At 70.0% G+C, this 22,070-nt stretch carries 22 protein-coding genes; 9 read left to right on the top strand and 13 right to left on the bottom strand.

The features are described 5' to 3' along the window. Window positions 1–18: 18 nt before the first annotated feature. Complete coding sequence (locus EDF31_RS08420; RefSeq protein ID WP_123291956.1) at window positions 19–573, bottom strand: alternate-type signal peptide domain-containing protein; 555 nt, start codon at window positions 571–573, stop codon at window positions 19–21. Between the two features lie 356 nt (window positions 574–929). On the opposite strand from EDF31_RS08420, the gene pnuC reads away from it, so the two are divergent. The 4 genes from pnuC to EDF31_RS08400 all read left to right on the top strand — a co-directional run bounded on the left by pnuC (window position 930) and on the right by EDF31_RS08400 (window position 3,249). Further along, window positions 930–1,595, top strand: a complete 666-nt coding sequence (gene pnuC, locus EDF31_RS08415) for a nicotinamide riboside transporter PnuC (RefSeq protein WP_131845808.1) — start codon at window positions 930–932, stop codon at window positions 1,593–1,595. 115 nt (window positions 1,596–1,710) lie between these two features. After that, window positions 1,711–2,433: a hypothetical protein gene (locus tag EDF31_RS08410; RefSeq protein ID WP_131845807.1), complete on the top strand. Its 723-nt coding sequence runs from the start codon at window positions 1,711–1,713 to the stop codon at window positions 2,431–2,433. A 193-nt stretch (window positions 2,434–2,626) separates the two neighbouring features. Next, complete coding sequence (locus tag EDF31_RS08405) at window positions 2,627–2,932, top strand: chemotaxis protein CheY (protein ID WP_243649940.1); 306 nt, start codon at window positions 2,627–2,629, stop codon at window positions 2,930–2,932. Next, the gene (locus EDF31_RS08400) at window positions 2,929–3,249 is read left to right on the top strand and encodes a transcriptional regulator (RefSeq protein ID WP_131845806.1); all 321 of its coding nucleotides are present in this window, start codon (window positions 2,929–2,931) and stop codon (window positions 3,247–3,249) included. Before EDF31_RS08405 ends, EDF31_RS08400 begins: the two co-directional genes overlap by 4 nt. A gap of 54 nt (window positions 3,250–3,303) precedes the next feature. Here EDF31_RS08400 and EDF31_RS08395 read toward each other — a convergent pair whose 3' ends face one another. The 6 genes from EDF31_RS08395 to EDF31_RS08370 form a co-directional block, all read right to left on the bottom strand. Then, the gene (locus EDF31_RS08395; protein WP_131845805.1) at window positions 3,304–4,527 is read right to left on the bottom strand and encodes an ABC transporter permease; all 1,224 of its coding nucleotides are present in this window, start codon (window positions 4,525–4,527) and stop codon (window positions 3,304–3,306) included. After that, entirely contained in the window at window positions 4,524–5,450 is a 927-nt protein-coding gene (locus EDF31_RS08390) for an ATP-binding cassette domain-containing protein (protein WP_123338726.1), read from the bottom strand. Before EDF31_RS08390 ends, EDF31_RS08395 begins: the two co-directional genes overlap by 4 nt. Before the next feature lie 206 nt (window positions 5,451–5,656). Further along, on the bottom strand, window positions 5,657–7,318 hold the full coding sequence (locus tag EDF31_RS08385; RefSeq protein ID WP_131845872.1) for a glycoside hydrolase family 13 protein: 1,662 nt from the start codon (window positions 7,316–7,318) through the stop codon (window positions 5,657–5,659). Between the two features lie 68 nt (window positions 7,319–7,386). Beyond that, window positions 7,387–8,292: a carbohydrate ABC transporter permease gene (locus EDF31_RS08380; protein WP_123291961.1), complete on the bottom strand. Its 906-nt coding sequence runs from the start codon at window positions 8,290–8,292 to the stop codon at window positions 7,387–7,389. Beyond that, a complete protein-coding gene (locus EDF31_RS08375; protein ID WP_131845804.1) occupies window positions 8,292–9,239 on the bottom strand; it encodes a sugar ABC transporter permease in 948 nt (315 codons plus the stop codon). Before EDF31_RS08375 ends, EDF31_RS08380 begins: the two co-directional genes overlap by 1 nt. An 11-nt stretch (window positions 9,240–9,250) precedes the next feature. Beyond that, a complete protein-coding gene (locus tag EDF31_RS08370; RefSeq protein ID WP_131845803.1) occupies window positions 9,251–10,549 on the bottom strand; it encodes an extracellular solute-binding protein in 1,299 nt (432 codons plus the stop codon). Between the two features lie 132 nt (window positions 10,550–10,681). Here EDF31_RS08370 and EDF31_RS08365 point away from each other — a divergent pair, with 132 nt between their 5' ends. Beyond that, window positions 10,682–11,938, top strand: a complete 1,257-nt coding sequence (locus EDF31_RS08365) for an ROK family protein (RefSeq protein ID WP_131845802.1) — start codon at window positions 10,682–10,684, stop codon at window positions 11,936–11,938. On the opposite strand, the gene EDF31_RS08360 is transcribed toward EDF31_RS08365, so the two are convergent. Continuing rightward, the gene (locus EDF31_RS08360) at window positions 11,844–12,557 is read right to left on the bottom strand and encodes a CoA pyrophosphatase (protein ID WP_131845801.1); all 714 of its coding nucleotides are present in this window, start codon (window positions 12,555–12,557) and stop codon (window positions 11,844–11,846) included. The genes EDF31_RS08365 and EDF31_RS08360 overlap by 95 nt on opposite strands. A 206-nt stretch (window positions 12,558–12,763) precedes the next feature. On the opposite strand from EDF31_RS08360, the gene EDF31_RS08355 reads away from it, so the two are divergent. From EDF31_RS08355 to EDF31_RS08340, 4 genes are all read left to right on the top strand, one after another. Then, complete coding sequence (locus EDF31_RS08355) at window positions 12,764–13,300, top strand: hypothetical protein (protein ID WP_131845800.1); 537 nt, start codon at window positions 12,764–12,766, stop codon at window positions 13,298–13,300. After that, window positions 13,297–13,911: a class I SAM-dependent methyltransferase gene (locus tag EDF31_RS08350; RefSeq protein WP_131845799.1), complete on the top strand. Its 615-nt coding sequence runs from the start codon at window positions 13,297–13,299 to the stop codon at window positions 13,909–13,911. The genes EDF31_RS08355 and EDF31_RS08350 overlap by 4 nt, the downstream gene beginning before the upstream one ends. 173 nt (window positions 13,912–14,084) lie before the next feature. Then, window positions 14,085–14,303: a hypothetical protein gene (locus EDF31_RS08345; protein WP_131845798.1), complete on the top strand. Its 219-nt coding sequence runs from the start codon at window positions 14,085–14,087 to the stop codon at window positions 14,301–14,303. A 62-nt stretch (window positions 14,304–14,365) separates the two neighbouring features. Next, complete coding sequence (locus EDF31_RS08340) at window positions 14,366–14,614, top strand: hypothetical protein (protein WP_243649938.1); 249 nt, start codon at window positions 14,366–14,368, stop codon at window positions 14,612–14,614. Window positions 14,615–14,727: 113 nt separating this feature from the next. Here EDF31_RS08340 and EDF31_RS08335 read toward each other — a convergent pair whose 3' ends face one another. From EDF31_RS08335 to rhaI, 5 genes are all read right to left on the bottom strand, one after another. Then, complete coding sequence (locus tag EDF31_RS08335) at window positions 14,728–15,711, bottom strand: glycoside hydrolase family 16 protein (RefSeq protein WP_207896125.1); 984 nt, start codon at window positions 15,709–15,711, stop codon at window positions 14,728–14,730. Window positions 15,712–15,977: 266 nt separating this feature from the next. Beyond that, window positions 15,978–17,171: an alpha-hydroxy acid oxidase gene (locus EDF31_RS08330; RefSeq protein ID WP_131845869.1), complete on the bottom strand. Its 1,194-nt coding sequence runs from the start codon at window positions 17,169–17,171 to the stop codon at window positions 15,978–15,980. Window positions 17,172–17,299: 128 nt separating this feature from the next. Next, window positions 17,300–18,775 carry a rhamnulokinase family protein gene (locus EDF31_RS08325; RefSeq protein ID WP_131845797.1) on the bottom strand — a complete coding sequence of 492 codons (1,476 nt, stop codon included), beginning with the start codon at window positions 18,773–18,775 and terminating at the stop codon, window positions 17,300–17,302. A 4-nt stretch (window positions 18,776–18,779) separates the two neighbouring features. Beyond that, complete coding sequence (locus EDF31_RS08320; protein WP_131845796.1) at window positions 18,780–20,864, bottom strand: bifunctional aldolase/short-chain dehydrogenase; 2,085 nt, start codon at window positions 20,862–20,864, stop codon at window positions 18,780–18,782. Window positions 20,865–20,868: 4 nt separating this feature from the next. Next, window positions 20,869–22,041 carry an L-rhamnose isomerase gene (rhaI, locus tag EDF31_RS08315; protein ID WP_123938519.1) on the bottom strand — a complete coding sequence of 391 codons (1,173 nt, stop codon included), beginning with the start codon at window positions 22,039–22,041 and terminating at the stop codon, window positions 20,869–20,871. Window positions 22,042–22,070 lie beyond the last annotated feature (29 nt).

The following is a 22,070-nucleotide window of genomic DNA, read 5'->3' as shown; positions in this document are numbered from 1 at the left end:
GTCAGTGCGATCGGTGGATCAGGAACCGATCGCGGTCTGGGTGAGCGTGAAGGCCAGGGCGCCGACGTTGATCGACCCGTTCTGCCCGGTCGTCGCCGAGGACGGCAGCGTGATCGTGAAGACGACCTTGACGGTCGAGGTCGACGCCGACGGCGAGACGACGAAGGTGTTCGCGTTCGACGTGGACTGCACGACGGTGGCGCTCGAGGACGTCACGGCGAGGGTCTTCTGCGTCGCGGCGAGGAGTGCGGAGTCACCGGTGATCGACTGGCTGGCGTAGGTCAGGTTCGCCTTGAGGTCCTGGCCGGTCGCACCGATGTTCAGCGTCTGCGTGAACTGGAACGTGTTGCCCGGCACCATCAGGGCGGTGGTGGGGTTGATCGCGGTCGAGCGGCCGTTCGTGATGTCCGTCCAGGCGCCGTCGTTGTTCGCGCTGAGGGTCAGCGTGCCGGAGCTCACCGAGGACGCGGCGCTGGAGGCACTGGCGTTCCAGAGGGCGAAGGTGCCTGCTCCACCGAGGAGGAGGGCGATGCCGGCTGCGCCGGCGATGGCGCCGGTGACGATCTTGTGCATGGTGGCGGGTCCGTTCTGTGCGTTCGGGGCGCACTGGATTCCACCGGCTCGTGATTCGGGTCGTCGTGCCGGTGGGACGGTGTCATCGACCTCGCGGGTGAGGGGTCGCGGCTGACCTTTGCCGAGAGCGGTCGCCGGGCTCCGGAGCGCAGATCTGCTGCTCGGGCGGGCTGGACTCGCTCTGGTGACGACGGTACTCGTCCCCCAAAGTGCGGACAAGTAGGAACATGCTTTCGCATGGACCCAAAACGGGGGTGATTTTTGTCCACCCTGTGGAGGACATGTTTGTACCCCGATCATCACCGGAATGCCGGACGTCCCCCGACCGTTGCACCGACCGGAAACGAGGAGGGCCCATGGGCATCGTGCGCTGGCTGTTCGACGCGCAGATCGTCATCGGCGACCAGACGGTGCTCTGGCGCGAGGTGATCGGCAACGTCTTCGGGCTGCTCAGTGCGCTCGGCGGGATGCGCCGCAAGGTCTGGGCCTGGCCCGTCGGGCTGGTCGGCAACGCGCTCCTGTTCACCGTCTTCATGGGCGCATTGTTCGACACCCCGAACCCCGTCAACCTGCTCGGCCAGGCCGGCCGCCAGGTGATGTTCATCATCGTGAGCATCTACGGCTGGTACCGCTGGACCCACCGGCCCGACGTCACGTCCACCGTGATCGAACCGCACTGGGCGTCGTGGCGGACCCGCGTCCTGCTGGTCGTCGGCATGGTCGGCGGGACCGCCCTGCTCACCCCGGTGTTCCGCGCCCTCGGGTCGTACGAGCCGGTGTGGAGTGACGCGTGGATCTTCGTCGGCTCACTGCTCGCCACCTACGGCATGGCGAAGGGCTGGGTCGAGTTCTGGCTCATCTGGGTCGCGGTCGACCTGGTCGGTGTCCCGCTCCTGTTCTCGGCCGGGTACTACGCGTCGGGTCTCATGTACGTCTTCTACGGCGTCTTCACGCTGACCGGGTTCTTCGTCTGGGCGAAGCAGCGGGTGAAGCCCCCGGCGACCCCCGTCACCGTCGGCTGACGACCCGGCTGAACGGCCCGCCCACGCCGAGCCGGTCCACGCCGACCCGGCGTGGATGTGACGGCCCCCGGTCTGGGACGAGACAATGGGGTACCGCACACGATGGGATGGTCGGATGGAACCCCTGCACGGCGAACGCGTCGAGGACGATGAGTCCCTCGCCGAGCGCACCGTCCGCGGAGCGATCCGCGCCTACCGGCTGCACTCCTTCGACGCGGTCGACGCCTCGGTGGTGGCCGAGGTCGCGGGCATCCCGCTCGAGACCGTGGAGCGGTTGTTCCCCGCGTGGGAAGCGCTGCTGCTGGTGACGTACGACCGGTGGACGCAGCTGCGGGGCACCCGTCGGAAGACCCCGCCGGCGTGCACGATCGACCACGTCCGGCTGACCCTGGCCGAGGACGTCGCCGACCCGGGGCTCGTCCGCGTCCTCGCGGGGGTGATCACCGTCGCGAGCTCGGAGTCCGGCTTCGCCGAGCTGTTCCGCAAGCGTTTCGACGAGTACGTCGAGCAGCTCAGCAACGGTCTGCAGCGCGACTTCGACAACGGCGCCGAGGAGTCGGCGATCCCGGCGTACCAGGCGGCCACGCAGCTGCTCGCGGTGTACGAGGGACTGCAGATCCAGATGCTCGTCCGGCCGCACATCGACGTCATGGTGGAGTTCGACCGGTCGGTCCGGACGCTCCGACAGGGCTGGAAGCAGCACGAGCTGCCGTCGTGGGACCTCGACGCCGACGTCCCCGAGCGCGGAACGCGCGAACAGCAGCAGGCATTGCCCCACCAGCAGGCGCAGCGTCACCAGCAGCAGGCGGAGCGGCAACCGCACGAGAACCACATGTGAATCCAGCAAGCGCTTGCCGAATCGGAAAGTGCTTGCAAGAATGGTGTCAACGAGAGGGGACACCATGGAACACATCACAGCACGACCCGGACCGGCGGAGGCCGCCCGACTGCTCGACCACGCCGACAGGGTCACCCGGCGGGCACACGACGCGGTCCGGTGGCCGTAAATCACCTTCATCACCGCGCTCGGGGTGGCCACTGCACTCGGCACGCTCGGCATGGGGCTCACCACCGGAGACGCCTTCGCTGCGGTCTACGTCGGGACGCTGGCCGCTCTGTTCGCACTGCTCGTGTTCTTCATGATCGGGATCCGCGGGCGGTCCGCATTCGCCCGCAGCCGACGTTGGACCGTGTACATCGCGAGCTGGGCCGTGACCTACGTCGGCGCGATCGCCGTGGTCGGGTGGGTTCACGGCTCGGTCCTCTGGTCGGGCATCACGTCCGGGCTCATCCTGGTCGTGTCCCTCGCCTGTGCTGCCTGGGAGTCGCGATCGTGACCGCCGTCGACCAGACGCACCCCCGGCACGAGCTCGACGACCTGCTGCTGCACCCGGTGCGGTTCTCGGTCGTCGCGGCGCTCGCTCGGGCGGGCACGCTCGGCTTCCGCGAGGTCCGTGACGCCGTCGAGGTCAGCGACTCGGTGTTGAGCAAGCAGATGTCGTCACTCGAGGACGCCGGCTACGTCACGGTTGGCAAGGGCTTCGTCGGCAAGACGCCGAGGACCTCGTTGACGCTCACTGCACGGGGCCGTGCCGTCTGGGCCGCCCACCTCGACGCCCTGCGACGGATCGCCGGGTCTTCGCCGATCGCCTGAGCGGGCAACGCACAGACCGACGGCTCGGCCCGGCAGTGACCGACCGACCCGTGCTCAGCGGGAGACCGACCGCCGCCGCCACGACGCGATCTGTCGCAGCGTCACCTTCGACCCGTACTGCGCGACCGAGTGCCGGAACAGGTACTCGGCGAACCAGAGCAGCAGGCCGGCGGCGACGAACACCTCGACGATGCAGACCACCGACTCGGTGACGCTCAGCGAGCCGACGGCGTTCCGCACCATGGCGGTGACGGGCGTGAACGTCGGGAAGTACGTGAAGAACGCGGCGACGGGCGACGACGGGGTGGTCATCACGAAGAACGCCGCGTAGAGCGGGATGATCAGGGCGAAGATCGCCGCCGACTGCAGCGCCGAGGCGTCCTTGATCGACGGCACCGCGGCACCGACGGCGACGAACAACCCGGACGCCAACAGCACGCCGCCGACGAGCAGCAGGGCACCGACGAGCATCCTCCACGGGTCGATCGTCAGCCCGCCGAGCTGCGAGGCGACGAGTGGCAGGACGGCGAGCATCCCGACCAGCCCCGGGATGACGAACACCCCGACCTGCACGAACCCGACGAGCAGCATCGCGATCACCTTGCCGCGGATCAGGTCGCCGGCGGTGACGGCGGTCAGGATCATCTCGGAGATGCGGTTCTCCTTCTCCTCGACCACGACGGTCACCATGCGTGCCGCGAGCAGGATGACGAGTCCGAAGAAGGCGGCGACGTACAGGAACGGCGGAACGATCGACAGCCAACCCGGCGCGACCTGCCCGTCGGCGTAGGTCGTGACGTCGGTGGCCGGTGGGGAACGCAGGAGCTCGACGGTCTCGGGGTCGTCGACGGTCGCGGCGACGCTCTGCTCGAGCACCCGTTCGGCGAGCGACGAGTAGCCACCGTTCGCGAACAGGCCGCGGTCGGCGGCGTCGACGGTGATCGGCGAGGTCGAGGGGGAGGACGGGAACGAGATGAAGGCGTCGAGGTCCCCGGAACGCACGGCGGCGCGGTCGGCGTCGGCGTCGGTGGACGGCGACCCGCCCCACTTCGCCGCGACGGACTCGGACACCAGCCCGGAGTGGTCGACGTAGCGGAACGGGGTCTTCGTGGCCGACGAGCCCGAGACGACCGAGTCGGTGCCGGCTGCCTGTCCGATGCCGACGAGCAGGGACACGATGACGATGACGACCGGCAGCGCGAGCGTGCCGATCCAGAACGCGGGCTTCTTGACCGCGCGGACGAACTCGAACCGGATGACGGTGCCGAGGCGGCTCACGCTGCTGCCCCCGCGGCGGCGAGCGCGTCGTGGCCGTAGACCTGCACGAAGATCTCGTCGAGCGGGATCCGACGCATCTCGAACGCCGTGACGCGGACACCGTCCGCCACGAGCGCGGCGAGGATGTCGGCACCGTCTGGTGCGGCGGCGGACGTCGGCACGAGGTAAGCGACGTGGCCCTCGTGCCGCGCGAGCTTGTACAGCGGCGAGCGGGGGACCGGTCCGTCGAGGCCGACCCGGGCGACGGCGCCGCCGAAGGCGTCCTGCACGTCGGGGATCGACCCGTAGGCGGCGGCGGTGCCGTCCTTCAGCAGCAGGATCCGGTCGCAGAGCCGCTCGACCTCGTCCATGTGGTGGGTCACGAGGATGACGGTCGCGCCGTCGGCCTTCCGTTCGTCGACCAGGTCGAGCAGCAGCCGTCGGTTCACGGGGTCGAGGCCCTTCGTGGGTTCGTCGAGGATGAGCAGCCGCGGCCGGTCCATGATCGTGATGCCGAGCTGCACCTTCTGCTGCTGCCCGCCGGAGAGCTTGTCGACGCGGAGCTTGGCGCGGTCGGCCAGGCCCACGCGTGCCAGGTAGTCCATGCTCCAGGCCGTCGCCTCTGGACCTCGGAGCCCGCGGAGCCGTCCGAAGTAGGACATCACGTCGATGACGGATTCCTTGCGGTAGAGCCCGCGCTCTTCGGGCAGGTACCCGATGCCACCGGTGGCGGGCCGATACGGCTGGCCGTCGATGGTCAGGGTGCCCGCGGTCGGGGTGGTGATGCCGAGCAGGGCACGGATCGTCGTGGTCTTGCCGGAGCCGTTGCTGCCGAGCAGGCCGAACGTCTCGCCGGCGGCGACGTCGAACGACAGTCCGTCGACCACGTTCCGGTCCCCGAACCGCATGACAAAGTCCTGCACGCTGATGGTCGCCCCGCTCATGCGGCGACCCTACCGGGACCGGCTGACGTCTCGGATGCCGGTCGCGGCCCGAGATGCTGACCCCACGGCGGACGGGAGGCACGGTGCCTGCCTGCACCGTCCTCCCTCGCAAGCTCGGTCGGCGCGCCCCGCGCAATGCTTCGCATTGCCGCCGAGCGGGGCGCGCCCGTCCGTCACCTGGTCGCGTCCACGACGCGCACCCTGCGTCAGGAACGCAACCAGGCCGTCCCCACGCCCGTGAGGGCACCGTCTGCCACCGGTGCCGAGGCGAGCAGCAGCTCGCCGGCGGGGAGTTCGTAGGGCTCGTCACCGAACACCGTCACGCTCGTCCACCCGTTCGGGCGTCGGAACGCGAGCACGTCGTCGCGGCCGGTCTCGAGCCACTCCAGGTGCTCCTCGGACTGCAGCTGCCCGCGCAGCCCGAGGGCCTTCCGGTACAGGTTCAGGGTCGAGTCGGGGTCGGTGTCCTCGGCCTCGACGCTGGCGTTCGCGAACCACGCCGGCTGCGGCAGGTGCGCGGAGCCGTCGCCGAAGCCGAACGACGGGCCGGACCGGGTCCACGGGATCGGGACACGGCAGCCGTCGCGGCCGACGTCGACGCCCGGGTTCCGGAAGAACGCGGGGTCCTGGCGGTCGGCGTCGGGGATGTCGCCGACCTCGTGCAGACCGAGCTCCTCGCCCTGGTACAGGTAGGCGGAGCCGGGCAGTGCGAGCTCGAGCAGGGTCGCCGCCTGCGCGCGGCGCAGCCCGAGCGAGCGGTCCAGCGCGTCCTGCGACCCACCGGCGAGCAGCCACGCGCCGCCCTGCTTGTCGGGGGAGCCGTTCCGCGCCGGCAGCGCGTAGCGGGTGGCGTGCCGGACGACGTCGTGGTTCGAGAACACCCACGTGGTCGACGAGCCGGACTGCTCGGCCAGGCCGAGGTTGAACTCGATGATCTCCTTGAACGAACCGGCGTCGAAGTCGGCCTCGAGCAGGTCGAAGTTGAACGCCTGCCCCAGACCGTCGGCGCTGGCGTACCGGGCGCGGCGGTCGGCGGCGACCCAGGCCTCGGCGACCGCGGTGCGGGCGGGGGTGTACTCGTTGAACACGGTCCGCCACTCGGCGTAGATCTCGTGCACGTCATCGCGGTCCCACAGCGGGTGCGAGCCGTCCTTCGGGATCTCGGCGAGCTCCGCCCAGGTCGGCAGGGCGCCGGAGGGCAGGTCCTTCGCGAGCCCGTGGGCGACGTCGATGCGGAAGCCGTCGACGCCACGGTCCGACCAGAAGCGCAGGGTGTGCAGGAAGTCGTCGCGGACCTCGCGGTTCGCCCAGTTCAGGTCGGGCTGCTCCTTGGCGAAGGAGTGCAGGTACCACTGGCCGTCGCCGACCGCGGTCCACGCCGGGCCGCCGAAGATCGAGATCCAGTCGGCCGGAGCCTGTTCGCCGGACGGCCCGGTGCCGTCGCGGAAGACGTAGCGGTCGCGGGCGGGGGAGCCCTTCGGCGCGGCGAGCGCCTCGCGGAACCACTCGTGCCGGTCGCTCGTGTGGTTCGGCACCACGTCGACGATCACCCGGATGCCGGCGGCGTGCAGCGCCTCGACCATCCCGTCGAAGTCGTCGAGCGTGCCGAGCTTCGGGTCGACGTCGCGGTAGTCGTCGACGTCGTAGCCGCCGTCGGCGAGGGCGGACGGGTAGAACGGGCTGAGCCAGACGGCCTCGACACCGAGCGACGCCAGGTACGGCACGCGCTCGGTGATGCCGGGCAGGTCGCCGATGCCGTCGCCGTTCGCGTCCGCGAAGGAGCGGGGGTAGATCTGGTAGACGCTCGCCTGGCGCCACCAGGTCTCGTCGGCGCTGGTGGTGGCGGGCTGGGCGAGGGTGTCGGTCACGACGGGCCTTTCGTGGTTCGTGGCGGTGTCGGTCGGTTCGGTCGTACCGGCCGGGTCGGTCGTCGTGCTCACTTGATGGCGCCCTGGGTCACACCGGCCATCACCCATCGCTGCGTGACGAGGTAGACGATGATCGCCGGGGCCATCGCCATCAGGTACGAGGCGAACGAGACGTTGTAGTTGTTGCTGAACTGGGTCTGGAACATCTGCTGCAGCACCGGCAGGGTCTGCAACGCCGGGTCCGAGGTGATCAGCGACGGCATCACGAAGTCGTTCCACGACGCCAGGAACGCGAAGATGCCGACGGTGGCGCTCATCGGTGCCAGCAGCGGGAACACGAGCCGCCAGAACACCTGGCCGGTGCTCGCGCCGTCGATGCGGGCGCTCTCCTCGAGCTCGGCCGGGATCGACCGCAGGAACGCGGTGAAGAGCAGCACGCTGAACGACAGCTGGAACATGACGTGCAGCAGCGCGACGCCGAACGGGTTGTCCAGGTGCGCGAGGCCGGTGAGCTTCACCTGCGACAGCGCGAGCACCGGGAACGGCAGGAACATGGCGGCGAGCAGGTAGAAGAACGACCAGCGGAACAGCCGACGGTCCCAGTTCCGGGCGATCGCGAACGCCGTGAACGATGCGAGCAGGATCGTGCCGACGACGGTGATCGCGGCGACGAGCACCGAGACGCCGAACGCCCGCGGGAAGTCGGTGAGCTCCCACGCCTGCACGAAGCCGTCGACGCTGAACGGTGCCGGCAGCGAGAACGCGTTGCCGTCGACGGCCTGGCCGGTCGTCTTGAACGCCATCGTCAGGGTGACGTAGAGCGGTACCAGGATCGAGAGCGCGCAGAGCACGAGGACGACGGTGACGGGCCAGTTGGCGTTGCCGCCGCGGCGGCCGGCGGTCCGGTCGGCGTCGACCGATCTGATGCTGCCCGTCTTCGTCGTCCCCGGACGGAGGGGTGTCTGGATGGTCATCAGAGCGCTGCCTTCCCGCGGGTCGCCCGCAGCTGGATCACGGCGATGACGACCGCGATGATGAAGAAGATCGTGGCGTTGGCCATCTGGTAGGCGTAGTCGCCGCCGTTGAAGCCCTTGAAGATCGACATCGCGACGCTCGTGGTCGAGGTACCGGGGCCACCGTCGGTCAGGCCGACGATGATGTCGTACGAGTTCAGGAAGTTCTTGAACCCGATCACCAGGTTGATCAGGATGTAGCCGGCCGTCAGCGGTGCGGTGATCGAGATCAGCTGCCGCCACGCGCTCGCGCCGTCGAGGGCAGCTGCCTCGTAGACCTCGCCGGGGATGGACAGCACCCCGGCGATGTAGATGAGGAGGGTCGACGGGATCGCCTGCCACGCGGTGACGATCACGATCGCGACCCACGCCAGGTCGGGGTTCGCCAGGATGCTCTGCTCGAGCGGCCCGAAGCCGATCGCGCTGGCCAGGGCCGGCAGGCTGTTCGCGAACAGGAACGAGAACACGTACGCGATGACGATGCCCGAGATCACCATCGGCAGCACGAACACCGCGCGGAGGGCTATCTTGCCGCGGATCTTCGAGGTCAGGGCGATGGCGAGCAGGAACGCGACGGCGTTCACGACGATCACGGTGACGAGCGAGAACCCGAGGGTGAACAGGTACGCCTGCAGGATCGCGGGGTCGGAGAACACCGCGACGTAGTTCTTGAGCCCGATGAAGCGGAACTCACCGAACCCGACGGAGTTCGTGAAGCTCAGCACGATGCCCATCACGGCCGGCAGCGTGATGGCGAGCGTGAAGAGCAGCAGGGTGGGGAGCAGGAAGGCGAGGAAGAGCGGTTCGATCCGCTTCCGCTTGTGGGTGACGGACTGGAGGCCCGGTGCGGCTCCGCCCCGTCGGCGGCGGTCCGCCGTCGTGATGGCTTCGGTGGTCGTGGTTGCCATGGGACGTCTCCTTACGCGGCCGTGCGGAGCGCGAGGCGCGCCCAGTCGGCGTCGAGGGTGCGGAGCTGGCGCTGCGGGTCGCCGCCGAAGGCGATCGACTGCGCGTAGTTCGCGACCGGGATCTCGGCGGGGATGAGCTGCGACGCACCGAGGTAGAAGGCGGCGTCGTCGTAGTACGACTGCATGCCGGTCAGCGCCGGGTTCGACGCCGGGGGAGCGTCCTTCCGGACACCGAAGCCGTTGTTGTCGGCGTTGTACTTGTCGTTGACCTTCGACTGCATCAGGAACGACAGGAACTCGCGAGCCGCCTCCTGCTTGCGCGACGCCTCCGGGATCCAGAGCGCCAGGTCCACGTTCACCCGCACCTTGTTGTCCGCGGCGTCGTCGGTGACGGGAAGCGGGAAGGTGCCGAGGTCCATGTCCTTGTTCGTCTTCGCGATCTCGCCCAGGGCCCACGGTCCCTGCAGGTACATCGCGGCCTTGCCCTGCGCGAAGGCGAGGTTGCCGTCGCCGTACCCACGGCTGGCGGCACCGTCCTGGTGCCACGCCCGCAGCTGGGTCATGCGTTCCATCGGCGTCCGCAGGTCCTTCTCGAACGACACCGCCGAGTCCTTGCCGACCTTCGTGCCCTCGCGTCGCAGCGCGTCGAACGTCTTCGGGGTGTCGATCGCGCCGCCGATCGTGTAGTCGAACATGCCCTGCGCGATCGTCCAGTTATCCTTGAACGTGCCGTAGATCGGGGCGATCCCGGCCTTCGTCAGGCGCTCGCAGAGGTCGGCGAACTCGCTCCAGGTCGTCGGGACCTCGAGCCCCTGCTCGGCGAAGAGCGCCTTGTTGTAGATCACCGAGGCGGCGGTCACCGAGTACGGCAGGGCGCTCTTGCGGCCCGGGTAGTCGGCGGTCTGCTCCATGAGCGGCCACAGGTCGGGGTTGATCGTGTCGGTCTGGGGCAGGTCGGACAGGTCCGTCAGTGCCCCGTGCTCGACGAACGGCACGACCGAGAAGTTGTAGTTCCAGCACCCGAGGTCCGGCGGACGGTTCCGGACGAAGTTCGCGGACATGCTCGAGGTCGAGTCGCGGACGACCCGCACCTTCGACTGGCTGTCGTGGAACTGCGCGATGACGCCGTCGAAGTAGCCGATGACCTCGGGCTTCGACACGTAGAACGTGATGGTCTCCGGCTTGGCGCTCGAGGACCCGATCGGGGCGCACCCCGCGAGCGCGAGCCCGCTGGCGATGCCGCCGGCTCCGAGCAGGAACGAGCGTCGGCTCACCGATGCTGCCGTCCTGGTCGTGGCGTGTGGTTGCACGTCGTCTCCGTCCGTCCGGACCCGGCAGCCCTGCCGTTCCGTCCTGCGATCGGCTCCGATGTCGACCGCGAGACTAAATCTAGCGACAAAATCTAATTACGCAAGGAACTCGTGGCGCGATAAGGTCACGGCATGCCGCCACCCCGCCGAACGAGCGCCGAGACACTGCTCGCGCACGCCTTCGACGCCGGCGCCTTCACCGCGACCGAGGCCATCGACGCCACCGGCCTGACCCGCTCGACCGTCCTGGCCGCGTGCGAGGAACTCGTCCGGCTCGGCTGGCTCCACGAGCTCGACGACGCCCGTGCCGCCGGGGAGTACCGGATCGGGCGGCCCGCCCGGCGCTACGAACTCGACACCGCCGCCGGGGTCGTCGTCGGGGTGGACGCCGGGCAACACCGGGTCACCGCCTTCGTCGCCGACCTGCGCGGCACCGTGCTCGGTCGTGCCGAGGGGGCGCTCGGCGAGTCGGGGCTCGAGGTCCCCGTCCGGCTCGCGGTCCTCGCCGACACCGTGAACGACGCGCTCGCCGCCGCCGGTGTCGACCGCTCCCGCATCCTGGTCACCGTCGTCGGCATCCCCGCGCCGGTCGACGCCGGCGGCGCATCGCCGGATGACGGCGGCTTCTGGGACCGGATGAACCCGGGCTTCGCCGACGCCGTCCCGCACGGTCGCGTCGTCGTCGAGAACGACGCGAACCTCGCCGCGCTCGCCGAGCGGCCGTCGTCGGGCGATGCGTCGTTCGCCGCACTGCTCTCCGGCGAGCGGTTCGGCAGCGGCCTCGTGGTCGACGGTGTGCTGCTGCGTGGTGCCCACGGCGGTGCAGGGGAGATGCGCGTGCTCGACATCGTCCAGGGCGTCGGGTCGTCGGACGGCATCGGCGCGACGGCGCGGACGCTGGTCGCCGAGGCCGTCGCGGCGGGCGACGTGCGGCCGGGCAGCCCGCTCGCCGTGGACGACGGCGCCTCCGCCGTGTTCCGAGCGGCGCAGGACGGCGACGCCGTGGCGCTGGCGATCGTCGACCGCCTCGGCGACCGGCTGGCCCGTGTCTGCGTCCTGCTCGCGAGCCTGCTCGACATCGACCGCGTGGTGGTCGCCGGTGCGATCGCCCAGCCTGCGGTCGCCGTCATCGACCGGGCGCGTGCGCTGCTCGACGGCTGGCACTTCGACCCCGTGCCCGACCTGGTGGCGTCCACGCTCGGTGGCGACGTCGTCGTCATCGGGGCAGTCGCCCACGCGGTGGACGCCGTCCGTGCTGATCCGCTGTCGTTCCCGCTGGTCGACCCTGCTGTCGTCAGTGCCGACGGTCGAGGGGAAGCTCCCGCGTCCGGTCCCAGTCCTCGGTCCACCCGAGCCGGTCGAACAGCGCATCCAGCAGCATCGCGGTGAACCCCCACACCAGGTGACCGCCGTCGGCGGGGTGCTCGCTGTCCTCCGCATCGACCGTGAAGCCCGGCCCGCGCCACTCCTGACCACCGCGTCGGATCACTGTGACCCCGCGGTTCGCCGGGTCGAGCAGGTCCGCCACCGGCACCCGGAAGACCGCGGCCGACTCGCGCTCGTCGACGACCCGGATCGGGGACGGCTCGCGCCACCAGCCCAGCACCGGGCGGACCAGGTGGTTCGAGAACGCCAGTGGCACCGCGGGCAGCGTGCCGAGGACCTCGACGCCCGTCGGGTCGAGCCCGGTCTCCTCGCGTGCTTCACGGAGGGCGGCGGCGACCGCGTCGGTGTCGCCCGGATCGATCCGCCCGCCGGGGAACGCGACCTCGCCCGGGTGTGCGCGCAGGGTCGTGGCGCGAGCGAGCAACAGGACGTCGAGGTCACGCGGGACGTCGGCGGCGACGGCGGGGCGGTCGCTGGGGGTGCGGTCGAGTGCGCCGAAGAGCATCAGGACGGCGGCGTGCCGCGGCGAGGTCGTCCCGCCGGGTTCGACGGGCGGCTCGGCGTCACCCCACCCGGTCGCCGCGACCTTCGCCAGTGCTGCTCGTGCACGCCCGTCGTCCATCACCCGCCCACCCTAGGCGTGCCCCTGCTTCGTGAGCAGAAATGGTCGAGTCCCGAATCGACACTCGACCATTTCTGCTCACGAAGTTGCCGGAGAGGCCCTGATCGGCTCCACCCAGCGCAGTCCGGGACGTTCAGTCGGCTCCCGGACACCGTCGGCATGGTGGAGGAACCGAGAACCACTCGAACAATCGTGGAGGACACACCGTGGACCGCTTCCGACGACTCCCGCTGCCGGCCCTGCTGCCCATCGTGTTCGTGCTCGTGGGCGGGTTTTACTTCGTCATCGGCTTCGCCTCGAACCCCGACGGCGGCGAACTGGCTGCTCGCGCGATCGCGTCGCTCTTCTACGCGGTCCTCATGACGATCTTCTTCGGCTTCCTCATCGCCTACCGCCGGCGTCGAGCTGGCGGAACGGAGACCGCGGCCGCCATCCAACGCGCCGTTCGCACCGGCGAGCTGCCGGACGACGTCGACCACGTCGTGTGGACCCGCGAACTCGAGTCGACGCGCAAGCGCTACCGCAACAACCGGGTCATCGTGCCGATCATGGTCGTCGTCTTCGCGGCCTTCTCGGTCTGGGCAGCCCTGACGGTCAGTCCGTTCTGGTGGGCGATCCTGGTGCTGTTCGTGGGGATGTGCGCGTACTCCGTCTGGGAGACCCGACGAGCACTGCGGAACATCGACCACCTGCTGACCACCCTGCGCGGGAGCTGGACCGTCCCGCAGTCCAGCAGCCCGTGACCCGGCACGTCCCGAGTCCGGAGCGGCGCTGGAACCACAACACGCACTTCCACGCCCGGGTGCTCGATGCCGTGCCGGAGGGCGCGCACACCGCCCTGGACGTCGGGACCGGCAACGGTCTGCTCGCCCGTGACCTGCACGACGCGGGGTTCGACGTCACGGCGATCGACCTGGATGCGGACGTCCTGCGCGCCGCCCGCGCCGCGAACGCCGACACCGGGATCCAGTGGCTGCGCGGTGACGTGATGAGACACGACTTCGGTCAGCAGTTCGACGTGGTGGCCTCGGTCGCGACGGTGCACCACCTGCCGGACCTGTCAGCCGGGCTCGCTCGCCTCGCAAACCTCACGGCGCCAGGCGGCACCCTGGTGGTCGTCGGACTCGCAAAGCCCACCCGGCTGCGTGATCACGTGCTCGGGGTGGCTGGTGTCGCGCAGCATCGTTGGTTCTCATGGCGGCGCGGCTACTGGGAGCACTCCGCGCCGACGTGCTGGCCACCACCGCACTCGTACGCCCAGGTCCAACACACCGCGGATGCAGTCCTGATGGGGTCCGAGTACCGCCGACACCCGCTGTGGCGGTACGTGATCACGTGGCGGCGCCCGCGCTGACGCACGGGTGACGGGACGGATTCGGAATCCGCTCGACCAGGCGAATCGTCTGAAACCAGGGCGCGGTACCCACTCATGATCCCGGCGGTTGTACAAGGTGTCCCGCAAGCCGATCTTGGGTTCAGGGACTGCTCCCATCGCTTGCGCTGCGCGACCGCACTACGCTCAGCGAGATGGGCGTGTTCTTGGTCGGGCTGGCGGTGATCGGCGTTACATGGGGCTGTATCCTCATCCTCTTCCCGAAGCCGATCGCCCGCTTCGCGCGGAAAGTGCAAGGGGAGTTCTGGGGACGCCAGTTCACTCCGGAACTCACACGATTCGCCGACTGTGGCTTTGTTCTCGGAGGCGTCATCGCAGCTGCCACGCTCGTCGCCGAGTTCCTCAGGCGCTGAGGACCGGAGGAGTGCCCGGTACCGGATCGACTGGCGAACAGCTCGCACCTACAATCTCCATCGTGAGTAGACGGAGCCCGGGGCCACGCTTCTTCCGACGCCCGAAGCCCTTCGCCGGCGGGGAGGTCTGGATCGTCCAACACGACGAGTCACCGGACAACACGGTCCTCGGCGTCTTCGCCACGGACGACGAGGCGTACGCCTTCATGGACACGGTCAAGGACGACTACGAGAACGGCGTGATCTGCTCGAGCTTCTCGATCCCGTACCGGTCCACCGATGGCGCAGTTCGTTACCAGGCCGAGGACTGAAGTCGGCCTCCGTCGGCCTGTCGGTCACCCTGCGAGCGCGGTCCCAGTGAGCAGAAGACGTCGGGTCCCTGGTGGGGACCCGACGTCTTCTGCTCACTCAGTGGGCCGAACGCTCACTCCGTGGTGGAGACCCAGTCGATGAGCAGGTTGCCCTGGTCGCCCCAGTTGCCGACCTGGAACATGAAGCGGTGCGGGGTCGTCGGCACGTCGTGGGTGATCGTGTCGAGGACCTTGCCGTCGACGCTGTAGGTGACCGACTGTCCGGGCACCCAGTCCACCGTGTAGGTGTGCCAGTCGCGCCACGAGACACCGGTGCCGATCTGGACGCGGTCGGCTTCCTTGCCCGGGGTCATCGAGTGGTGGAAGGCCGAGGGGCTGTCCTCGAAGTTGCCCTCGGGGAAGTCGATCTCGCCGTCGGACCAGGTGCCCGACGTCGGCCACAGCATGAACGCCGCGCCGTTGCCGTCGCCACCGGTCGCCTTGGCGCGGACGGAGAACGAGCCGCCGACGTGGTCCCAGGCTCCGGCGGAGGAGCCGAACGTGCCGGCCGCGCCCGCTCCGGTGCCGAGGGCGACGTCCATGACGCCGTCGTGCACCGAGACGGTCTTGCTCGGCGCGTAGATGCCGGAGGTGCCGTCGGGGTAGGGCTGCCACGACTGCGGGTAGAGCCGTGAGACGAGGCCGGTGACGGCGTCGGTGGTGAAGTCCTCGACGAACGAGGCGGCCGGCGCAGCGGAGGTGTCGGCGACCTCGTTCTGCGGTTCGGCCGCGTCGTCGGCTTCCGACTCCGCGGCTTCGGCGTCGTCGGTGGGCGCAGCCGCCTCGGGTTCTGCGGTCGGGGTGGTGTCCTCGATCGGCGCGGCCTCGGCGGTCGGCGCGGGCGTCTCCGTCGGCGTCGTGTCCGACTCCTCGTCGTCGGACGGGGCCGGGGTCGCAGTGTCCGAGGGGGTGGGCGTGGGGGTCACCGGGGCGTGCTGCCCGTGGCGGTGTCCGCCCCAGCCCCACCAGCTGTCAGCGGAGGCGGCGGAGGCGGTGGGGACTCCGAGTGCCAGGCAACCGGCGGTCGCTGCCGCCAGGATCGCGCGACGGCGGCTCATCGGGTGTGCCGTTCGGTGGTGGGCGTGGTGGTCGCGGGGGTCGTGCCGCGCATGGGCGTGCACGTGCTTCGGGTCGAGATGTCGGGCTCCTCGTGGTGCTCGGGCGCAGGATGCGGGGAGGGGACGGCGCGCCAGGGGGCAGGATGCCGAGGGGTTCGGTGACGCGTCCACGGACATCTTGCATCATTTGTGCCCCGTTCGGGGGTAATCGCCCGAATCGGCACCCGAACGCGCGGTGAACGGCGGCTGGCCCGCAGCCTGCCGCCTCAGCCGCGCGGCACTGGCTGCAACCGCTGCAGCTGCGTCACGTGCCCGGGCTCGAGCTCGTCGAGCGACGTGACCCCGAGCAGCCGCATCGTGCGCTCGATCTGCTCCGACAGGATCTGGATCATCCGGTCGACGCCGGCCTCGCCGCCCGCCATCAGCCCGTACAGGTATGCCCGGCCGACCATCGTGAACTTCGCACCGAGCGCCACGGCAGCGACGATGTCCGCGCCCGACATGATGCCGGTGTCGAGGTGCACCTCGGTGTCCATGCCGATCTCCTTCACCACGGAGGGCAGTAGGTGGAACGGCACGGGTGCCCGGTCGAGCTGGCGTCCGCCGTGGTTCGACAGCGTGATCCCGTCGACGCCCATGTCCGCCAGGCGACGCGCATCGGCCAGGGACTGCACGCCCTTGACGACGACCTTGCCCTTCCACTGGTCGCGGATCCAGGCGAGGTCCTCGTAGGTGACGGTCGGGTCGAACATGTGGTCGAGGAGCTCCCCGACGGTGCCGGACCACCGGTCGAGCGACGCGAACGCCAGCGGTTCGGTGGTCAGGAAGTCGAACCACCACCACGGCCGCGGGATGGCGTTCAGCACGGTCCGCGCGCTGAGCTGCGGCGGGATCGAGAAGCCGTTGCGCTTGTCCCGCAGTCGCGCGCCGGCGACGGGCACGTCCACGGTGACGAGCAGTGTGTCGAACCCGGCCTTCTCGGCGCGGGAGACCAGCGCCATCGACTTCTCGCGGTCCTTCCACATGTACAGCTGGAACCAGTTGCGGCCGTTCGGGTTGGCGTCACGGACGTCCTCGATGGCCGTGGTGCCCATGGTGGAGAGCGCGAACGGGATGCCCGCGCGTCCGGCTGCCCGGGCCCCGGCACGCTCGCCCTCGGTCTGCATCATGCGCGTGAACCCGGTGGGAGCGATGCCGAACGGGTACGCGACCGGCGCACCCAACACCGAGCGCGAGGTGTCCACGGACGACACATCGCGCAGGATCGCGGGCGTGAACTCGATGTCCTCGAACGCCTGGCGGGCGCGCGCGAGCGAGATCTCGGCCTCGGCGGCGCCCTCGGTGTAGTCGAACGCGGCCTTCGGCGTGCGGCGGGCGGCGATGTCGCGCAGGTCCCAGATCGTCAGGGCCTGTTCGAGGCGCTGACGCCGACCGGGCAGCGAAGGCTTCTTGAACTGCATGAGCGGTGCGAGGTCACGCACGGTCGGCAGCTGCCGCTTGATCGGGGTCCGCCGGGCCGACGGTGCCCCGGGGGTCGCTGCCGGAGCCCCGGTCGCGGGGTCGACTCGGTGCTGGTCGTCGATCGAGGTCATACAGACATCCTACGTCTCGGAGTGGATTGTGGGGAGGTGTGATCGGCCCGAGGGGTGTACCGGACGGGCTCGACGGTGCGGGCGATCGTCGCGCGCAGGGCCTCGAGCGACGCTCCACCCAGGCCACCGAGTCCGGCGGCCCGCGCCTGCACGAGGATGTTGCCGAGCGCTGTCGCCTCGACAGGCCCGGCCAGGACGGGCAACCCGGTGCGGTCGGCCGTCAGCTGGCAGAGCAGCCGGTTCTGCGATCCGCCACCGACGATGTGCACCTGTCGGATGTCTTTGCCCGTGATGGCACCGATCGTCGTGAGGGTGTCCGCGTACGCGGTGGCCAGCGACTCGAGGATCGACCGCACGAACTCCGCCCGCGACGCGGGCGCGCTCAGCCCGTGCGCGCCGCACCACGCGGCGATGCGCGCGGGCATGTCGCCAGGGGCCGTGAACGACTCGTCCGCGGGGTCGAAGACGGGGACCGGGGCGGTGACGGCCGCGGCGGAGGCGAGCAGGGCCTCCAGGTCGAGCGAAGCGCCACCACGCTCCCAGGTGCGGACGCTCTCGGACAGCAACCACAGTCCGGACACGTTCTTGAGGAAGCGGACGCGGCCGTCGACCCCGCCCTCGTTGGTGCAGTTCGCGTCGCGCGCCGCGTCCGACAGGACGGGTGCGTCGAGCTCGACGCCGACGAGCGACCAGGTGCCCGACGAGATGTACGCGAAGTCCGGTTCGGTCGCGGGGACCGCGACGACGGCCGAGGCCGTGTCGTGCGAGCCGACCAGCGTGACGGGCGCGGTGCCGCCGACCAGGTCGGCGACGGCGGGCAGCAGGGGCCCGAGTCGGTCGCCCGGGTCGCGCAGGGTGGGCAGGAGGCCCGCCGGGAGGCCCGCAGCAGCCCGCAGCGCCGGATCCCACCCGCGGGTGGTCGCGTTCAGTGCCCCGGTCGTCGACGCGTTGGTGCGCTCGGCCGCCTCGACACCGGTGAGCCAGTAGCCGAGCAGGTCGGGGATGAGCAGCGCGCGCTGCGCGAGCTGCAGGGACGGGTCGGCGGCGAACTGGAACACCGTGTTGAAGGGCAGGTGCTGCAGACCGCTCCGGGCGTACAGCTCGGCTGCGTCCAGCCGCTCGTGCACTGCCTCGACGCCGCCCTCGTGCCGCTCGTCGCGGTAGTGGGAGGGCAGTCCGAGCAGCCGGCCGTCGCGGAGCAGTCCGTAGTCGACCGCCCACGAGTCGATGCCGATGCTGACGATCTCGGGGTGCGCGGCGAACGCCTCACGGAGGCCGTCGGTCACCTGCCGGTACAGCTCCACGACGTCCCAGTGCAGGGCCTCGCGATCGTGCTCGTGCAGGGTGACGGGACCGTTCGGGAACCGGGCGACGTGCTCCATCCGGACGCCGGCGGTGTCGACGTGGCCGAGGATCACGCGGCCGCTCGTCGCCCCGAGGTCGACGGCGGCGACGGTGCCGCTGTTCGTCATGTGACTACCTCAGGAACGCCGCGGCGACACCGGCGTCGACGGGCACGTGCAGTCCGGTCGTGTGCGAGAAGTCGTCGGTGCAGATGGCGTAGACGGCGTTCGCGACGTTCTCGGGCACGACCTCGCGCTTGAGGATCGTGCGCTGGGCGTAGAACGCGCCGAGGTCCTGTTCCTCGATGCCGTAGGTCTTCGCGCGGTTCGCACCCCAGCCGCTCGCGAAGATCCCCGAGCCGCGGACGACGCCGTCGGGGTTGATCCCGTTGACGCGGACGCCGTGCTCGCCGAGTTCGGCCGCGAGGAGTCGGACCTGGTGCGCCTGGTCGGCCTTCGTCGCCGAGTAGGCGATGTTGTTCGGGCCGGCGAACACCGAGTTCTTCGACGAGATGTAGACGATGTCGCCGCCGAGGCCCTGCTCGATGAGGACCTTCGCCGCTGCCTTGGACACCAGGAACGAGCCCTTCGCCATGACGTCGTGCTGCAGGTCCCAGTCCTGTTCGGTGGTGTCGAGCAGGCTCTTGCTGAGCGACAGCCCCGCGTTGTTGACGACGAGGTCGAGGCCGCCGAAGTGCAGGAGTGTCTGCTGGACCGCCTGGTCGATCGCGGCGGCGTCGGTGACGTTCGCCGCGACGCCGATCGCCTGGTCGGTGTTCCCGATCTCGGCGGCGGCTGCCTGCGCCTTCGCCAGGTCGAGGTCGGCGATGACGACCGCGGCGCCCTCGGCGGCCAGGCGCTTCGCGATCGCCTTGCCGATGCCGCTCGCGGCGCCGGTGACCAGGGCGATGCGAGTGGCGAGCTTCTTGGGGGCGGGCATGCGCTGCAGCTTCGCCTCTTCGAGGGCCCAGTACTCGATCCGGAACTTCTCGGCCTCGTCGATGGGGGCGTAGGTGCTGAGCGACTCGGCGCCGCGCATGACGTTGATCGCGTTGACGTAGAACTCGCCGGCGACGCGGGCGGTCTGGGCGTCCTTGCCGTACGAGAACATCCCGACGCCGGGGACCAGCACGATGAGCGGATCGGCACCGCGGATGGCGGGGCTCGTCGCGTCGGCGTGGCGGTCGTAGTACGCCTGGTAGTCCGCGCGGTACTGCTCGTGGAGTTCGTGCAGGCGGGTGCTCTGCTCCTCGACGGTGGCCGTGGCCGGCAGGTCGAGGATGAGCGGCTTGACCTTGGTGCGCAGGAAGTGGTCCGGGCAGCTGGTGCCGAGCGCGGCGAGCTCCTCGGCGCGCGAGGCCGCCAGGAAGTCGAGGACGACGTCGCTGTCGGTGAAGTGCCCCACCACCGGCTTGTCGTGGCCGGCGATGCCGCGGATGGTCGGGGCGAGGGCGGCGGCGCGTGCGTGGCGTTCGTCGGTCGGCAGCGCCTCGAAGCCTGCTCGGGGCTCTCCGAACGGGTCGGCCTTCCCGTGCTCCGCGATGTACTGCTCGGCGGTGTCGATGATCCAGCGCGAGTTCGCCTCGGCCTCGTCGCTCGTGTCACCCCAGGCCGTGATGCCGTGGCCGCCCAGGACCGTCCCGATCGCCTGGGGGTTGTCCCGCTTGATCGCGGCGATGTCGAGCCCGAGCTGGAACCCCGGTCGGCGCCACGGCACCCACACCACCTTGTCGCCGAAGATCGTCGCCGTCAGGGCCGGACCGTCCGCCGCCGTGGCGATCGCGATGCCGGCGTCCGGGTGCAGGTGGTCGACGTGTGCGGCGTCGACCAGGGCGTGCATCGCCGTGTCGATGGACGGGGCGGCACCACCCTTGCCGTGCAGCGTGTAGTCGAACGCGGCGACCATCTCGTCCTCGCGCTCGACGCCGGGGTAGACCGCCTGGAGTGCACGGACGCGGTCGACGCGCAGGACTGCGAGGCCCGCCGGGGTGAGGGTGCCGAGGTCGCCCCCGGAGCCCTTCACCCAGAGCAGCTCCACCGGCTCGCCCGTGACCGGGTCGGTGTCGGTGCCCTTCGCCGAGGTGTTCCCGCCGGCGTAGTTCGTGATCCGCGGATCCGAGCCGAGCGCGTTCGAGCGCGCGATGAGCGCACTGATCGTGGTGTCTGCGTCGGTGCCGTGCGTTGCGGGGTCCACCCGAGCCTCCAGTGTGTGTGCCATGTGTCTACGCGCCCCAACCGGCCTGGACGCCGCCGACGCGGTCCTCGGCGATCGACTGCTGGTACCCGGAGTCCAGGTACGCGCGCATCGGGTTCGCCGGCAGGCCGCGGGACTCGCGCCAGGCCGCGAGGTCTGCTCGGACGTCGGTCTGGTACGCGTCCATGAAGACCTCGTTCGCGCCGAGGACGTCGTGCGCCTCCTGTGCTGCGGTCAGGGCCACGCGGTCGAGGAGCAGCGCCCGGGCCGTCATCTCCTGCACGTTGAGCACGGAGCGGATCTGACCGGGGATCTTGTCCTCGATGTTGTGGCACTGGTCGAGCATGAACGCGACGTCGTGGTTGTCGTAGCCACCGCCGCGGATGACCTCGACCAGGATGCGGAACAGCTGGAACGGGTCCGCTGCGCCCACGATCAGGTCGTCGTCGGCGTAGAACCGCGAGTTGAAGTCGAAGCTGCCGAGCTTGCCGAGGCGCAGGAGCTGCATCACGATGAACTCGATGTTCGTGCCGGGGGCGTGGTGGCCGGTGTCGAGGCAGACCATCGCCTTGTCGCCGAGCGCGGCCGTCTGCACGTAGCTCGTGCCCCAGTCCGGCACGTCGGTGTGGTAGAACGACGGCTCGAAGAACTTGTACTCGAGCACCAGGCGCTGATCGGCACCGAGGCGGTCGTAGATCGTGCTGAGCGACTCGTGCAGGCGGTCCTGGCGGGAGCGCATGTCCTCCTGCCCGGGGTAGTTCGACCCCTCGGCGAGCCAGATCTTGAGGTCGCGGCTGCCGGTGGCGTCCATCACGTCGATGCAGCGCAGGTGGTGGTCGATCGCCTTCTGCCGGATCGTCTCGTCGACGTGGGTCAGGGCACCGAACTTGTAGTCGTCGTCCTGGAACGTGTTCGAGTTCACGGTGCCGAGCGACACCCCGTGCTCTTCGGCGTGCCGCTTGAGGTCGCTGAAGTCGTCGACGAGGTCCCACGGGATGTGCAGTGCCACGGTCGGTGCGAGGCCCGTGTACTGGTGCACCTGGGCGGCGTCGGCGATCTTCTCGTACGGGTCGCGCGGGGTGCCGGGCGTGCTGAACACCTTGAAGCGGGTGCCGGAGTTGCCGAAGGCCCAGCTGGGCAGCTCGATCTGCTGTCGTGCGAGCTGGTCGGCGATGCCGGTGAAGGTCGGGGTCGATGTCATCGTGTCACTTCCTCGTGTGCGATTGAATC

The organism is Curtobacterium sp. PhB142, assembly GCF_004341255.1.
In the GTDB taxonomy this organism is placed as follows: Bacteria; Actinomycetota; Actinomycetes; order Actinomycetales; family Microbacteriaceae; genus Curtobacterium.
Note: the sequence above shows the minus strand (reverse complement) of the source record. Positions and strands in the feature narration are given on the sequence as shown.